This window comes from Galbibacter pacificus (assembly GCF_029603165.1).
GTDB lineage: Bacteria > Bacteroidota > Bacteroidia > Flavobacteriales > Flavobacteriaceae > Galbibacter > Galbibacter pacificus.
In genome coordinates this window covers 358,768-375,100 of record NZ_JAQSVC010000002.1, presented here as the reverse complement: position 1 = coordinate 375,100, position 16,333 = coordinate 358,768, and the positions used below count along the sequence as shown (strand labels likewise).

General features: G+C 37.3%; 11 protein-coding genes. 8 read left to right on the top strand and 3 right to left on the bottom strand.

Annotated elements, in window-relative coordinates; all coding sequences use genetic code 11:
* Positions 1–6: 6 nt before the first annotated feature.
* Positions 7–891: an IS982 family transposase gene (locus PSF86_RS06100; protein WP_277899170.1), complete on the top strand. Its 885-nt coding sequence runs from the start codon at positions 7–9 to the stop codon at positions 889–891.
* Between the two features lie 65 nt (positions 892–956).
* Here the strand turns inward: PSF86_RS06100 and PSF86_RS06095 are convergent, their stop codons facing one another.
* The gene (locus PSF86_RS06095) at positions 957–2,462 is read right to left on the bottom strand and encodes a DEAD/DEAH box helicase (RefSeq protein WP_277899169.1); all 1,506 of its coding nucleotides are present in this window, start codon (positions 2,460–2,462) and stop codon (positions 957–959) included.
* Positions 2,463–2,719: 257 nt separating this feature from the next.
* Between PSF86_RS06095 and PSF86_RS06090 the strand changes: the two genes are divergently transcribed.
* From PSF86_RS06090 to PSF86_RS06075, 4 genes are all read left to right on the top strand, one after another.
* Positions 2,720–3,148: an FKBP-type peptidyl-prolyl cis-trans isomerase gene (locus PSF86_RS06090; protein ID WP_277899168.1), complete on the top strand. Its 429-nt coding sequence runs from the start codon at positions 2,720–2,722 to the stop codon at positions 3,146–3,148.
* A gap of 211 nt (positions 3,149–3,359) precedes the next feature.
* On the top strand, positions 3,360–4,223 hold the full coding sequence (locus PSF86_RS06085; RefSeq protein ID WP_277899167.1) for a sigma-70 family RNA polymerase sigma factor: 864 nt from the start codon (positions 3,360–3,362) through the stop codon (positions 4,221–4,223).
* A gap of 135 nt (positions 4,224–4,358) precedes the next feature.
* Positions 4,359–6,617, top strand: a complete 2,259-nt coding sequence (locus PSF86_RS06080; RefSeq protein ID WP_277899166.1) for a penicillin-binding protein 1A — start codon at positions 4,359–4,361, stop codon at positions 6,615–6,617.
* 53 nt (positions 6,618–6,670) lie between these two features.
* Positions 6,671–7,963, top strand: a complete 1,293-nt coding sequence (locus tag PSF86_RS06075) for a mechanosensitive ion channel family protein (protein ID WP_277899165.1) — start codon at positions 6,671–6,673, stop codon at positions 7,961–7,963.
* Positions 7,964–8,059: 96 nt separating this feature from the next.
* Here the strand turns inward: PSF86_RS06075 and PSF86_RS06070 are convergent, their stop codons facing one another.
* Positions 8,060–8,956, bottom strand: a complete 897-nt coding sequence (locus PSF86_RS06070) for a DUF72 domain-containing protein (RefSeq protein WP_277899164.1) — start codon at positions 8,954–8,956, stop codon at positions 8,060–8,062.
* 357 nt (positions 8,957–9,313) lie between these two features.
* On the opposite strand from PSF86_RS06070, the gene PSF86_RS06065 reads away from it, so the two are divergent.
* Complete coding sequence (locus PSF86_RS06065) at positions 9,314–12,508, top strand: SusC/RagA family TonB-linked outer membrane protein (protein ID WP_277899163.1); 3,195 nt, start codon at positions 9,314–9,316, stop codon at positions 12,506–12,508.
* A gap of 26 nt (positions 12,509–12,534) precedes the next feature.
* Positions 12,535–14,331, top strand: coding sequence for a RagB/SusD family nutrient uptake outer membrane protein (locus tag PSF86_RS06060; protein ID WP_277899162.1), 1,797 nt, complete (start codon positions 12,535–12,537; stop codon positions 14,329–14,331).
* A 56-nt stretch (positions 14,332–14,387) separates the two neighbouring features.
* Here the strand turns inward: PSF86_RS06060 and PSF86_RS06055 are convergent, their stop codons facing one another.
* A complete protein-coding gene (locus PSF86_RS06055; RefSeq protein WP_277899161.1) occupies positions 14,388–15,740 on the bottom strand; it encodes an NAD-dependent succinate-semialdehyde dehydrogenase in 1,353 nt (450 codons plus the stop codon).
* Between the two features lie 140 nt (positions 15,741–15,880).
* On the opposite strand from PSF86_RS06055, the gene PSF86_RS06050 reads away from it, so the two are divergent.
* Complete coding sequence (locus PSF86_RS06050) at positions 15,881–16,288, top strand: glyoxalase (protein ID WP_277899160.1); 408 nt, start codon at positions 15,881–15,883, stop codon at positions 16,286–16,288.
* Positions 16,289–16,333 lie beyond the last annotated feature (45 nt).

The following is a 16,333-nucleotide window of genomic DNA, read 5'->3' as shown; positions in this document are numbered from 1 at the left end:
CCGCTTATGCTTTCTATTGATAAAATTACAGAAATTTTTTATCTTATCGATGAATTCTGCAAAGAATTTGAAAAAGTAACCCATGAATCTGCTCTTGAAAAGGATACGGCGAGCAAAAAAAGAAACCGGAAATCAAAATTGTCCGATAGTGAAGTAATAACCATTATGGTGTTATTCCATTATAAACAATTCAGGAGCCTAAAACAAAAGGTGCATATGCAAGGAGAGTTTCCGCAGACCGTGTCCTACAACCGTTTTGTTGAATTACAACAAAGAGCAGTGCTCCCAATGGCCATATTTCTTAAAACATGCTGTCTGGGACGTTGTACTGGCATTTCCTTTATAGACTCGACTCCTTTACGGGCATGCCATATAAAAAGGGAGAAACAGCATAAGACTTTTAAGGGCATGGCTGTAAAGGGACAATGCTCCATAGGTTGGTTCTTTGGTTTTAAGTTGCATTTAATTGTCAACGACAGAGGGGAAATATTGGACTTCATGCTTACCCAAGGGAATGTTGACGACAGGGAGCCTTTGAAAAACATGGGTTTTCACAAACGTATCTTTGGGAAGATTTATGGTGATAAAGGGTATATAGGCAAAGACTTGTTTGAACAACTCATTGTGGATGGGGTCCATTTGGTAACCAAGATTAGAAAGAACATGAAAAATTGCCTGATGCTCTTACAGGATAAGGTCATGCTTAGAAAACGGGCTTTGATTGAAACCATAAACGATGAGCTTAAAAACCAATGCCAAATAGAACACACCAGACACAGAAGCTTTGAGAATTTTATAACAAACCTCCTTTCAGGATTGATTGCTTATTCATTCTTTGACAAAAAACCATCCTTAAATCTTGAAATCATTGATGAAAGACTTGTTGCTTAAATCGAACTCACGTTATTTAATAACACTTAAAAGCAAAAAAAGAGCCTTTTAAAAAGGCTCTTTTTTTATGATTGATATTCTTTTACGATATTCATCCTGAGTTTTCTAAAATAGTCTTCCGCCAGCCAATCTCTATAATTCTTGGTGCTTTTGCTTATACAATACGAGTATCTTTTTATACGGCTGTCTATATCCTCTTTTAGCTCCATTGCCAGCATTCTCGCCTCGTATGCATCATCACTATTGTCAACGCACATTTTGGTGTGCTGTGTCAAAGAACGTTCCAATATTACTTTAGAACGCAATCCTTTTTTAATAGTTTCATCATAAATTTCTTCAATATTAAGAGAAACATCGGCAGTATTTTTAAATTTTTCACGGAGTTTTGGCGGCATTTCGTAAACAAAATTGCTTTCAATTTCCTCATCGTCCTTAATATTTTCCAAATAAAAATCGGGATACCTAAAAATGTGCTGCCAGTCTACCGGCTCGCTCCATAAACCAAACCGGGCAACGTTATTGCCCAAATCTATCACTTTAAACTTATTTTTATTTGGTAACACGCGCGAACCACGGCCTATCATTTGAAAATAAAGTGTTAGCGACCGCGTGGCACGGTTTAAAATAATGGTCTCTACAGATGGCTCGTCAAAGCCAGTGGTTAAAATACTTACCGAACTTAAAATAGCATCGGGCGTGTTTTTAAACCATTTCAAAATTGCCTTACGCTCTTTGTTGCTGTGCGTATTATCTAAATGCCTCACCGGATAACCGGCTTCCCTGAACATTTCGTAAACATACCAAGATGTGTTAATCCCGTTGTTAAAAATAAGGGTTTTGGTCCCTTTGGCCTTTTCTTCGTATGCATGCAGCAGCTTTTCCTGCATTTCCAGGTTTGAATACAGTGCCTCTGAAGATTTTACCGTATAATCGCCATTGATACCAATTTTTAAGGTCCCAAGACCCACATCAAACGAAAAGGTATCGGCTTTTGCCAAAAAACCCTTGTCGATAAGTGTCTTTATGGCTTCCCCGATAATCAGCTCATTGTAATTATCCTTCATGGGAAGCTTTATATTCGAGCTCAACGGGGTTGCGGTAACACCAAGGATAAAACTGTTTTTAAAATAAGACAATAGTTTTCTAAAAGAATTGTAATGCGCCTCATCTATTATTACAAGACCTACGTCTTCTATCTCCAGCTTGTTGTCGTTCAGCCTGTTTTTTAAGGTTTCTACCATGGCAACAAAGCACATATAGTCCTTTTGGTCGGGCAATTCCTTAACCTTGCTGTTTATAACCTTATTTTTGACGTTAAAGCCACGCAGCATTTTGGAGGTTTGCTTACTTAGTTCTATTCTATGCGTAAGCACCACCACTTTTTTATTGTTTTCCTGAATATACCTTCGTACAATTTCAGAAAAAATAACTGTCTTCCCCCCACCTGTTGGCAATTGGTACAAAAGGTGGTAATTATGCGGCTTGTTATGTATACGATCAAAAATCTCGTCTATTGCCCCTTTTTGATAATCGTAGAGCTCCTTTTTTTCTTCTTCTTCAATCGCAAACATGCTTTCTTTTTAGGTAAATGGTTAAACGGGCAAATTTAGCTAGTTTTATCCTTAAAGTGAAATTTTCGACAGAGATAAACACAAGATTAACAAAGAAGTGGCTTTTTTTTCAGCCTAAAAATCAAAAATCACTGGAAATGAAGCTTTTATACAATACTTAACATAATCGCTATGGTCGTTCCATATATTTATCCTAGCTTCGCACTTTATTAAAAACTCAAGCCCGCAAAAATGCTGGCAATAATTAAAATGTATATATGAGTCAAGTAAAGGAAAACGACACAGTTAAAGTTCATTACACGGGAAAATTGGAGGACGGTCAAGTTTTTGACAGTTCACTGGAAAGAGAACCATTGGAATTCACGCTTGGTCAGGGACAATTAATCCCCGGGTTTGAAAACGGAATTTTAAACATGTCGGTTAACGAAAAGAAGACTATCAATATTCCTTCTGCAGAAGCTTATGGTGACATAAGGGAAGAATTGTTCCAGGAAATCCCTAAAGCAGAACTTCCAGAAAACATAGAACCAAAAAAAGGAATGGGGCTTGTTTCCAGAACTCCTGACGGAAGAGAAATACAATTGGTGGTTGCCGATGTAAAAGACGCGTCGATTGTAGTAGATGCCAACCATCCATTGGCAGGAAAAGACCTTACCTTTGAAATTGAAGTATTGGAGATTAAATAGTTTTTTAATCCACTTAATAACAAACGCCTGATGATTTATTTCTCAGGCGTTTTTTTGTAATAGCTTCTTCCTAAAGGAAAAAACATGCCCGTAAATCTTAAAATTATCCTAAAAAACAGGGTTTTAAGACATTAAAAGGGAGTTGTATTTGCTTTTCTGGAAAAAAAATGTTATTAATGCTAGGTTATTATCAATTTATAGAAAAAAATACATGAGACAACTTAAAATTATAAAGCAGGTAACCAACCGCGAGTCGAAATCTTTAGATAAGTATTTGCAAGATATAAGCAAGATTGATATGATTACTGCCGATGAAGAAGTAGAATTGGCACAGCGTATCCGTGAAGGCGATCAGGTTGCCCTAGAAAAGTTAACAAAAGCTAACTTACGCTTTGTGGTTTCGGTTGCAAAACAATATCAAAATCAAGGGCTTAAATTGCCCGACCTTATCAACGAAGGCAATTTGGGCTTGGTAAAAGCTGCCAAAAGGTTTGATGAAACCCGTGGTTTTAAATTTATATCGTATGCAGTTTGGTGGATACGCCAATCTATTTTACAGGCATTGGCAGAGCAGTCGAGAATAGTAAGGCTGCCGCTTAATAAAATTGGGTCCATCAATAAAATCAATAAAGCATACTCTTTTCTGGAACAAGAGCACGAAAGGGCCCCTTCGGCCGAAGAGATCGCAAAAGAACTGGACATGACCGTTAAGGACGTAAAACAGTCCATGCGGAATTCGGGAAGGCACCTTTCCATGGACGCCCCTTTAAAAGAAGGGGAAACATCCAATTTGTACGATGTGGTCCGCTCTGGCGAGTCCCCTAACCCGGACAAAGACCTGTTGCACGATTCCTTAAACATTGAAATAAACCGTGCCCTGGAAACGCTTACCACCCGTGAAGCCAATGTAATCAGGCTAAACTATGGCATTGGCGACCAACAGCCCATGACCTTGGAAGAAATAGGCGATGTATTCGACCTTACCAGGGAGCGCGTTAGGCAGATCAGGGAAAAAGGCATTAGAAGACTCCGCCATAATTCCAGAAGTAAAATTTTAAAAATGTATTTAGGCTAAAAAGTTTTAATCAATAATTTATATCCCGCTTCATCCAAGCGGGATTTTTTTTCGTATACATAAGCAGTGGCTTCACCATAACTTTAATACACCTTTAACCAAAAGACATTAAAAAAAATTGTTTGTTTGTAATCTATGGATAAGATAAAAGCCTATTTAAAAAAATATAAAAAGCAACTGCTCATCGCTTTGGCGAGTTTTTTTGGACTCATCATTGTTTTTGTATTAAGTGTGTATTTAGGGGCCTGGGGGCATATTCCTTCTGAAAAGGAGCTTTCTGAACTCAACCTGAACGAAGCCACAGAAATATTGTCAAACGACGGCAGGCTCATTGGGAAACTGTACATAAACGACAGGCAGCCAATCCCTTTTGACAGTATTCCAGAAACGCTTATCAATGCACTTGTAGCTACAGAAGATGCCCGTTTTTACGAGCACAACGGCGTGGACAATAAAAGTTTGCTTCGTGTTTTTTTTAAAACAATCCTGCTCCAAGACGAGTCATCGGGTGGCGGGAGCACCATTACCCAACAGTTGGCAAAGAACCTATACCCTAGAAAAAGCCTGGGCTCATTGGGAATAATTGTGCATAAATTAAGAGAATCCATAATTGCCAAAAGGCTGGAAGATGTATATTCAAAAGATGAAATTTTATTGCACTATTTAAATACGGTTCCGTTTAGCGACAATACCTACGGAATAGAAAGTGCCTCAAAACACTTTTTCAATAAAACAGCATCGCATTTGTCCATTGTTGAAGCCGCTACGCTCGTGGGCTCGTTAAAAGCCACTTATTATTACAATCCAAAATTATTTCCAAAAAGGAGCATGCAACGGAGAAACGTAGTGCTTTATCAAATGAAAAACTACAAATACCTCGATGAAGAAGCATACGATACCCTTTCTAAAGACACCTTAAAACTGGACATCCAGCAATATAGCTACAACGACGGCATGGCGCCTTATTTTAGGGAACATGTAAGGCTATATTTAAAAGATTGGCTGAAAGAGTACAACCAGAAAAAAGATACCACCATAAATATTTATACCGACGGATTAAAAATACATACCACTATTAATTATGAAATGCAAAAATTGGCCGAAGAAGCCATTAAAGAACATTTAAGCAAGCTTCAGCAACAATTTGAAGAAAGTTATGGAGAAAAGGCTCCGTGGCTTACCAACAAGCTTCTTATAAATACTGCACTGAAAAAAACAACTTCTTATAAAAAATTGGCCAATGCCAGCTTGAATGACGCCCAGATTATGGATTCCCTTCAGAAAGAAAAAGAAATAAAAGTTTTTGAATGGGATAGCATTTCTAAACAAAACTTGAGTACGGTAGATAGCCTAAAACATTATTTAAAATATTTAAATTGTGGGTTTGTATCCGTTAACCCAAAAAATGGCGCCCTGCAAACATGGGTCGGCGGAATTGACTACGAGTTTTTTAAATACGACCATGTAATACAAAGTAAGCGCCAAGTGGGGTCTACCTTTAAACCTTTTGTTTACACTACTGCCATTGAAAATGGATTGGACCCGTGCACGTATTTTTCGGTGGAGCCCGTTTCTTACGAAAACCTAAAAGGCTGGACCCCAGAAAATGCCTCAAAAGACGAAGATGAAGAATACATGAACTATTCCATGGAATACGCATTGAGCAATTCCATTAACACAATTGCCGTAAAAGTACTGGAAAAAGCAGGTATAAAAAATACCATATTGCAGGCACAAAAAATGGGCATTACCTCTGCCCTGCCAGAAGTTCCTTCGTTAGCTTTGGGTACGGCAGAAGTTAGCGTCATGGAAATGGCAAAAGCCTATACTTCATACGTAAATAACGGAATTCCCGCTACGCCCTTTTTTATAACAAAAATAGAAGACGATCATGGAAATGTCTTGATGGAACACGAAAAACCGGAAGAAAACGAAAAAGCTATTTCTGACACCACTAGGGAAGTTATGCTGGAAATGATGAAAGCTACAATTAATAGCGGTACAGCAACCCGGTTACGGGGTACGTATGGACTAAAAAACGATATAGCCGGAAAAACAGGTACCACCCAAAATAATAAGGATGCGTGGTTTGTGGGCATTACACCGGCATTGGTAAGCGTAACCTGGGTTGGGCTGGACAATCACCAAATAGGCTTTAAAACAACGGCCATGGGGCAAGGTGCTAATGCTGCCTTACCTATATTTGGCTTATGGTTGCAAAAAATGAACAAACAAAAAGAGTTAGATGCCATTACACAAACAACATTTAAAACTCCATCAAAAGAAATATTGGAAAGCCTTGATTGCAACCCGGAAAAACGCGATGGTTTTTTTAAAAGATTGTTCAACAATCCAAATAAAAAGAAAAGCAGGAAATTTAAAAGCAAGAAGTAACTATTTTATTACACTTCTTTTATGTTAAATTTGTATCGCTTAATTAAACCTTTATGGAAGATAAAGAGGAATTATTGACCCAACTTAGTTGCCACGTTCACGATTGGTTGTTAAATCAAGGATATGCATTGGGAACCGCTCAAAAAATCAATTTATTAATCAATATTCTTGTAGTTGGTGTTTTTATTTACGTAATAGATCTTATTTTAAGGACTTTTGTGGTTAAGTTTTTTTATTCTTTTACAAACAAAAGCAAAACAACTTTTGATGATTATTTGGTAAAGAGCAATTTTCCAAAGTTTGTTGCGCACATCATTCCTTTTATATTAATCAAGCGCCTTATCCCCTATGTTTTTGTAGATTTCCCAACACTGGAGACCTTTCTTTTAAAAGCTACGGATATTTATTTAATACTGCTTATTGTATTTATTTTAAGGAGTATTGTAAGGAGCATAAAAAATTACCTTCGTACCACCGACCGCTTTTATGATAAGCCTTTGGATAGTTATGCACAGGTTGTTATTATTTTTATATGGTTTATAGGAATTGTTTTTATTTTTTCTGAACTCACCGGCTATTCCATTGTAAAGTTTATTACCGCACTGGGTGCTGCATCGGCCATTTTATTGCTTGTTTTTAGAGACACCATATTGGGTTTTGTTGCCAGCATACAAACTTCTACCAACGACATGGTACGCATTGGCGATTGGATTACCATGGAAAAATATGGGGCCGATGGCGATGTAGTTGAAATTAACCTTGCAACGGTAAAAGTTAGAAATTTCGATAATACCATTACCACTATTCCAACTTACGCACTTATTTCCGATTCTTTTAAAAACTGGAGAGGAATGCAAGAAAGTGGCGGTAGGCGTATTAAAAGGGCAATTTTTATAAAAGCGTCGAGCGTGAAATTCCTTTCACAAGAAGAATTGAAAAAATTCCAGAGCATTCAGGCCGTGCAGCAATATATTGAGCACAGGCAACGCGATATCAATAAGTTCAATACAGAACAGGGCTACGACAAAGACCTCAATATTGTTAACGGAAGGAACCAAACCAACCTTGGTGTCTTTAGGAAATATTGCGATTTGTACCTGCAAAATCATTCGGCCACAAATAAAGACCTTATGATTATGACCCGTCATATGGCGCCTACCCCCGAAGGGATCCCTCTTGAAATTTATGTTTTTTCAAGTGATAAGCGATGGGAAAACTACGAACGTATTATGGCAGATATTTTTGAGCACATAATTGCAGCGGTCCCACATTTTGATCTTGAAATATTTGAAAGTCCTTCCGGTTCGGACCTACAGAATTTTATGAAGAACCGCCAGTCAAATTAATTGATTATTGTTGAAATTGATTGAACCATAAACTTTACTGTTATATCATTGAGCTACATTAACATGTCGGATCAATAATACAATACTCCGTATGCTTTAAAAAAGCTTGGGATTTTCTCCATCTTTGGTTTTAGGAATCTTTAAATCTGTTCCCAATTCCTTATTTAGCTTTTTAATAAAATAAGCCGATAATAAAGGGGATTCTTTTTCCAAGTTTTGATGCACAAAAAAATTAATATTGGAAAGGCCTTCGTCATGCCAAATCTTTAATCTATTCACCCAATCGTCAAGACGCTCGTAATCGGTAGCGTGATTGGCACCTACATACCTTATAAAAGCTTCATTGGTGGTTAAACGCATATGTAAAAGATCTCGTCTTCCGGCCGTGTCCACAAGTACATTGGTTACATTGTTTTCTTCTAATAAATGATATAATTCCTGAGCTACTTTTTCGTCGTTAAACCAATCTGTATGCCTAAATTCAACTGCTAGGCCAAACTCTTTGGGCCATTGTTCAATGAAATGTATTACACGGTCAAAGTTTTTCGGTCCAAAATTATTATGCATCTGCAAAAATATGGTCCCTAACTTGTCTTTAAAATGCGAAACACCGTCTAAGTATTCTGGGAGAAATTTTTCAGGTTCGATAAGCCTTTTCATATGGCTTACCATTTGATTGACTTTTGGAAAAAATTTAAAATCGGCTGGTACCTTTTCATACCATTTATCAAACTGATCGATTGGAAAATTCCTATAAAAAGTAGAGTTCATTTCAATTGAATTGAATTGAGAACTGTAATACGACAACTCATCTTTTGTGCCTCTTGGATAAAAACCTTTTAAATCTTGCTTGTTCCATTTTGCACAACCAACATGCACTTTTAATTTTGCGGTTTTTGTTTTTTTCTTTTTAAGGATTACTTCGGTCTCGGGATGATCTTTCGGTAGCTTAAAATCTATATTTTCAGGATTATTTACTTTTCCAAATTTCATTTCATCAAAAAAATTAAATTTATATATTCTATAATAGTAGCAATCAATTTACAAAAATTGCAATTCTTCAAATAATCTTTTATTAGTTTTTTATTAGCTTTTCATTAAGTTATATGTATAGTTTATATGCTATTATCAAATTAGCAGTCTTTGCTCGTTTTATATATTCTTTTCTCAAAAAAGTTAATTAAAATTTTAATATTCGATTAATTTTTAGCTAATTTTAACCGAATTATGAATTCATTAACATAATTTTGCTAACTATATTGTCTAACCAAAATTAAATGTGTGAAAAACTATTTGACAACTTTCAAACAGCTATTTTTCCCTTTAATATTTGCACTTTTTAGTGTAAGTATGTATGCTAACAAGGGAGGTCTTATTAAAGACAACTCAACAAATCTTCAACAACAAATTACAGGTACAATTATCGACGCCGAGACCGGAACACCAATTCCCGGGGCGAACGTTGTTGAAAAAGGAACTACAAATGGAACAACAACCGATTTTGACGGAAACTATTCCATTACCGTAAGCGCAGACGCTACTTTGGTTTATTCCTATATTGGATATCAAAACCAAGAGATTCCCGTTAATGGGCAAACCACAATCGACGTTACCCTTTCTGCAGATGTTACAGCACTGGATGAAATTGTAGTGGTAGGTTATGGTACCCAACGTAAAAAGGATTTAACTGGAGCAATCTCTGTAGTAGATACAGAAGAATTAACACAGCAGCCCTCTGCTGATGTTACCAATCAATTACAAGGGCGTGTTTCCGGGGTAACAATTACCGGAGGTGGACAACCAGGGGAAGCCCCCCAGGTAAAAATTCGTGGGGCCAACACCTTTGGCAACAACACCCCCCTTTATGTTGTAGATGGCATCCCCACTGATGGAATTGGTGATCTAAATCCAAATGATGTAGAAACCATGCAGGTACTTAAAGATGCGGCTTCAGCTTCAATCTATGGTTCCCGTGCTGCAAATGGAGTTATCATTATTACCACAAAAAAAGGTAAAGGTAAGATGAAGGTGTCTTATGACTCCTACTACGGAGTACAGATGGTACAAAGTGGAAACCCATGGAATATCTTAAATTCTCAAGAAATGGCCGACTTAAACTGGATAGCGCAACGCAATACCAATCCAGGTGAATCCCCAAGCAGTGATCAATATGGGGACGGGGCCAATCCCGTATTACCAAATTACATTGCACCGGTGGGGGCCAATTCAGTAGATGAGTCATTGTATAATGTCGATCCAAATTATACAAATTCAGGAGACGTAAATGATTTTTATAGAATTGTACGCGCCAACAAACAAGGCACCAATTGGTTCCAGGAAATTTTTAGTCCGGCCAGTATTCAAAGTCATAACCTATCGGTAAGTAGTGGTAGTGATCAAGGCAGCTATCTATTCTCTTTAAATTACTTTAACCAAGAAGGAACTTTAATTAATACATACTTAAAACGTTATACCATTAGAGCCAATGCTACCTACAATATTGGAAAAAATGTTCGTATTGGGGAAAATATGAGTTTTACCATTCGTGACAATCCACAAATTGATGCCCTTACAGAAGGAAGTGGCATCGGGATGGCATTTAGAAATCAGCCTATTATTCCCGTATATGATATTATGGGCAATTATGCCGGTTCCTTTGGTAGTGGTTTGGGTAATGCTAAAAACCCGGTGGCTATTATGGACAGGACCCGAAATAACAGAGGGGTATCTTCAAGGATTTTCGGAAATGTTTTTGCCGAAGTTGACTTTTTAAAGCACTTTACTTTTAGAACCAGTTTCGGAGGCCAATATTTTACAGATAGTTTTAACTCTTTCCAGTTTCCTGAATATGAAAACTCTGAAAATTTAACCGTAAACCAATATACGGAAGGAGCTGCTACCAACTTTAATTGGACATGGACCAATACCGTTAAATATCAAAATTCATTTGATGAAAAGCATAACTTAACAGTATTATTGGGTACTGAAGCCTATCAAAACAAAGGGCGCGAAGTTGGTGGTACTACTCAAAATTACTTCTCTTTCGACCCAGATTATGTAACCTTAGATACTGGATCGGGTACGCAAACAAACTACAGTCTTAAATATCAGGATCAATTGGCATCGGTTTTTGGTAGACTAGACTACAATTTTAGTGATCGTTATTTAGTAAGTGCTACTATTCGTCGTGATGGATCCTCACGGTTTTTAGAAAATCAATACGGTTGGTTCCCTGCCTTTAGTGCTGGTTGGAACATAACCAATGAAAGCTTTTTCCCGGAAACTAATTGGTTAAACGACCTTAAAATAAGAGGTGGTTATGGTACTATGGGTAACCAGTTAAATGTAGATCCACAAAACTCATTCACAACTTTCCTTGGAAATCAGCAAGGTTCATATTATGCCATTGGCGGTAGTAATGAGGGTACATCAGAAGGGTTTTCTCAATCAAGAATCGGAAATCCAGGTGCGCAATGGGAAAAGAATATCAATACAAATATTGGTATAGATGCTTCACTATTCAACAACTCCGTGCAAATTACAGCCGATTATTATAAAAAAACAGTAAAAGACCTTTTATATAATCCAAACTTGCCAGCTACAGTAGGCGCGGCAACAGTACCATATATAAATGTTGGAGAAATGAAAAATAGTGGTATTGACATTGATATTTCTACCTTCTTCAACATAACCAAAGATTTAAAACTTAATACATCAGTGACATTAACTTCTTATGATAATGAAATTATAAGAATCACCGATGAATTGCAGTATTTTGATTTAGAAGGAAGACGTTTTAACGGTAGCTCAATTATTAGAAATGCCGAAGGACATTCAATAAGTCAATTTTTTGGATATCAAATAGACGGGTTCTGGAATTCCCAAGCAGAAATAGATCAAGCAAATGCCGATGCCGTTGCCGCAACTGGAAATGCTAACGCTACATATCAAAGTGATGTTGCCGTAGGTAGATTTAGATATGCAGATACAAACGGAGATAATATTGTAAATGCTGACGACAGAACTTTTCTTGGAAATCCAAATCCTGATTTTACATATGGTTTGAATATAGAATTATTATATAAAAATTGGGATTTTAGTATGTTCTTATATGGGTCTCAAGGAAATGATATATGGAACAATGTACGCTGGTGGACCGATTTCTATAGTTCGTTTCAAGGAGCTAAAAGTAAAACAGCTTTGTACGATTCTTGGACACCAGATAACCATAATGCCAGGGCTCCAATTCAAGAAACTACTGGGTCTACTAGTACAGCGGGTGTCCCTAACTCATATTTTGTAGAAGACGGCTCTTATTTAAGGGCAAAACAAATGCAATTAGGGTATTCGTTACCGTCATCAATTCTTGATAAAATACACCTTACCAAGCTACGTTTGTACGCACAAATGGTAAATGCTTTTACAATTACCTCTTATTCTGGACTTGATCCGGAAATATCTGGGGGATCTGTAAACTTTGGTATCGATGAAGGTGCCTATCCTAACCAAAGACAATTGTTGTTTGGACTTAATGTAATATTTTAATTATGTACACTAAAAAAAGAAAATATATGAAAATTATAAAAAGAATAGGCTATATATACACTCCTATTTTAATCTTTATGCTGGCTTTGGGGTCATGTGCCGATAGCTTTTTGGAGCAACCTACCATTGGTGCGCTCCCTGAAGATCAAGTGGCAACTCAAACAGGTGTTGAAGCCTTGTTAATTGGTGCTTATGCCGCTTTGGACGGTCAAGGAAATTCTACCGGTGGAGAAGCTTTGGGAGGTGGAAATCCATGGGAAGCCGCTCCCGATAATTGGATTTATGGTACTGTTGTTGGCGGTATAGCCAGTAAAGGAAGTTTTGGTGGGGATCAACCCGCAATTGACCCTATTGCCAAATTTATTGCTGATCCTTCCAATGGCTTTTTTAATACCAAGTGGAGAGCCACATATGAAGGTATAAAAAGGTGCAACAATACCATTTATTACTGTAATGAAGCCGAGGATATTTCAGAAGGAGATAAAACGAAAATTATGGCAGAAGCCCGATTTTTAAGAGGGCATTATTATTTTGAACTAAAAAAAATGTTCAATATGGTTCCTTGGATTGATGAAACCACAGAGGATCCAAAGCAACCCAACGATCAGGACATTTGGCCTATGATAGAAGCTGATTTTCAGTATGCTTACGACAACTTACCTCCTACTCAAGGTGAATTTGCAAGAGCCAATAAATGGGCCGCCGCCGCTTATTTGGGAAAAACTTATTTATATCAACAAAAATTTTCAGAAGCCAAAACCATTTTTACCGATGTAATTAATATGGGGGTAAATTCCGGAGGTGAAAAATACGATCTCGTTCCTGATTTCAAAGATAATTTTGATGCAGCAACCGAAAATAATGCCGAAACGGTATTCGATATCCAAATGGTCGCTAATGACGGAACCGGAACTATTGCTAATTCCAATCAAGGCGGAAAATTAAACTTTCCATATAACAGTCCGTTTAGATGTTGTGGCTTTTTACAGCCAACACAAGACTTGGTAAATTCCTATAAAACTGATGAAACTACCGGTTTGCCAGATTTGGATAATTACAACCAAAACCCTGTTAAAAATGATATGGGTGTTGCAGCTGATGATTCCTTTACACCCTATACAGGTTCTCTTGACCCCCGCGTGGATTGGACAGTGGGCCGTCGTGGCGTCCCCTTCCATGACTGGGGAGACCATCCCGGCGCTGCTTGGGTACGAGATCAAGCATACGGTGGCCCTTATGCCCCTAAAAAGAACATCTATTGGCAAGCAACACAAGACAAATATGCCGATCAGAGTTCATGGGCTCCTGGTACAGCTATTAACGTGCATATAATCCGTTTTGCCGATGTTTTATTAATGGCTGCCGAAGCAGAAGCACAAGCAGGAAGCCTTGACCTAGCTATGGGATATGTAAACCGTGTTAGAGAAAGAGCAGCAAATCCCAATGGTTTCTTAAAGGAATATGAAGATGAAAGTGACCCAATGGCTGGGTTTGATGAAACTACCAATGCTGCAAATTACAATATAAGCGATTATACCACTGCGCAGTTTGGTTCTCAAGAAGATGCCCTAAAAGCCATCTATTTTGAAAGAAAACTGGAATTGGCCATGGAAGGTCACCGTTTCTTCGACCTTGTAAGGTGGGGTATTGCAGAGCAAACATTAAATGCTTATTTTGCATATCAAGGCTCTATAACAACCGACGTACGTGGCGGTAAGTTCATTCCGGGAAAGAGTGAGTATTTTCCAATTCCACAGGCGCAAATTGACTTAAGTGTTGACGCATCTGGAGAACCAACATTAACACAAAATCCGGGGTATTAGCAATAAATAAAATGCAATACACTCAAAACCTCCGAAATTTGACTTTCGGAGGTTTTTTATTTTACATAAACCGTTTTAATGTTCACAAATTCTTTAATACCAAAACTACCCAATTCCCTACCATAGCCAGATTGTTTTATTCCACCAAATGGCAACCTTGGATCCGATTTTACCAATTCGTTTATAAAAACGGCACCTTCTTGAAATCTGGGAACCAATTTTAAGGCTTCGTCAATATTTTCTGTAAATAAAGAAACCCCAAGCCCAAACTCAGAAGTATTCGATATTTCTATAGCTTCTTCAATAGTTTTAAATGTTTTTATGGCAATTACCGGCCCAAACGTTTCTTCTATAAAAACAGGCATCTCATTTGTGACGTCTGTTAAAATGGTAGGTGGATAATAAGCCTGTTTCCGTTTTCCGCCCAATAAAACGTGTGCACCCATTTTAAGTGAATCTTCAACTTGTTTCTCTAAATCTTCTGCCAGGGATTCCCTTGCCAAAACCCCAATATAAGTTTTTTCATTCAATGGATCCCCGCTTTTTAATTGCTTCACTTTAACAATATATTTTTCTGTAAATTCTTCAGCAATAGCTTCGTGCAATAATAACCTTTTGGCGGCAATGCAACTCTGACCCGTATTTTGGTACCTGGCATTCACCCCTATTTCTACGGCCTGATCTATATTGGCATCTTTTAAAACTATAAAAGCATTGTTTCCGCCCAGCTCTAACACCGATTTTTTTATTTCTTTTGCCGCAGTGCTTGCAACAGCACTTCCTGCAGGTTTACTTCCAGTAAGGGTAACCGCTCTTATTTTTGGGTTTTTTATCACACTATCAACTTTGCTGCTGCCAATAACCAAGTTTTGAAACAATCCTTTTGGAAATCCTGCATCCTCAAAGATTTGTTGTATGTTATTTGCGCTTTGCATTACCGAAGAGGCATGTTTTAAAACTCCTGCATTTCCTGCCATTAGTGCTGGGGCCGCAAACCTAAACACTTGCCAAAAAGGATAATTCCATGGCATAACGGCCAAAATAACTCCCAAAGACTCAAATGAGACATAGCTTTTTTTTGCATCGGTAGGAATCTGCTTCTCCAACAGGAACTCTTTTGCATTTTCTGCATAATAATCGCATACCCATGCGCATTTTTCAACTTCGGCTATTGCTTGCTTTATGGGTTTTCCCATTTCCTCGCTTATGGTCGAAGCATATTCTTTTTTATTTGCCAAAAGTATTTTGGCTGCATGCAGCATCAATTGAGAGCGTTCTTTAAAGGATGTATTTTTCCACTCGTTATATACCGCGTCTGCCTTGTTTATCTGCTGGGCTATTTCTGCATCGGTAAGTTCTGTAAAACTGCATATCTTATTGCCCGTATATGGGTTTATGGAATAAATCATATTCTTTTTCTACTAAATTACTATTTTGTTAATGCTTCTTTCTTAAAGATGTGTTATTGTTTATAACATGGTTGAAAAGTATCTTTTTTTTAAATTTTTGTAGCTAAATATATTCATAACTTTAAAGAAACTTCTCTATTATGGATACCAGAACAACGGATTTGCTTAGTGTACGTCCAGAAATTCCATCAGCATCAGTTTATGATTCAATGAGTAAAGACGAACGTTTCCAGAACGTTACTTTAAGGCCTATTATTAAACTGCAAAACGATTTATTGTTGGAAGCTTTTATAAATTATGCCAACAAGCACAAAGGCGTATTTTTTACTTTATCGCTGGAAAAAAGATTTCTGTATATCGACAATGCCATTCAAAAGGACATTAAGTTTAGGAACTCTTTAAAAGGAATGGTTATTGGACAGTTTACCGTAGATGAATATTTAATTTACATTGAAAACTCGTCTGCCTTGAACAAAAGGATGATGAATTTGGTTATTGAAAGGTTAAAAGATCAAATTCAGCTTTTGGAGCACGAAATAGTTGCTTGATTTTTTATATGATTTTTATGATTTAAGTTTTCATTATCTGTTAAT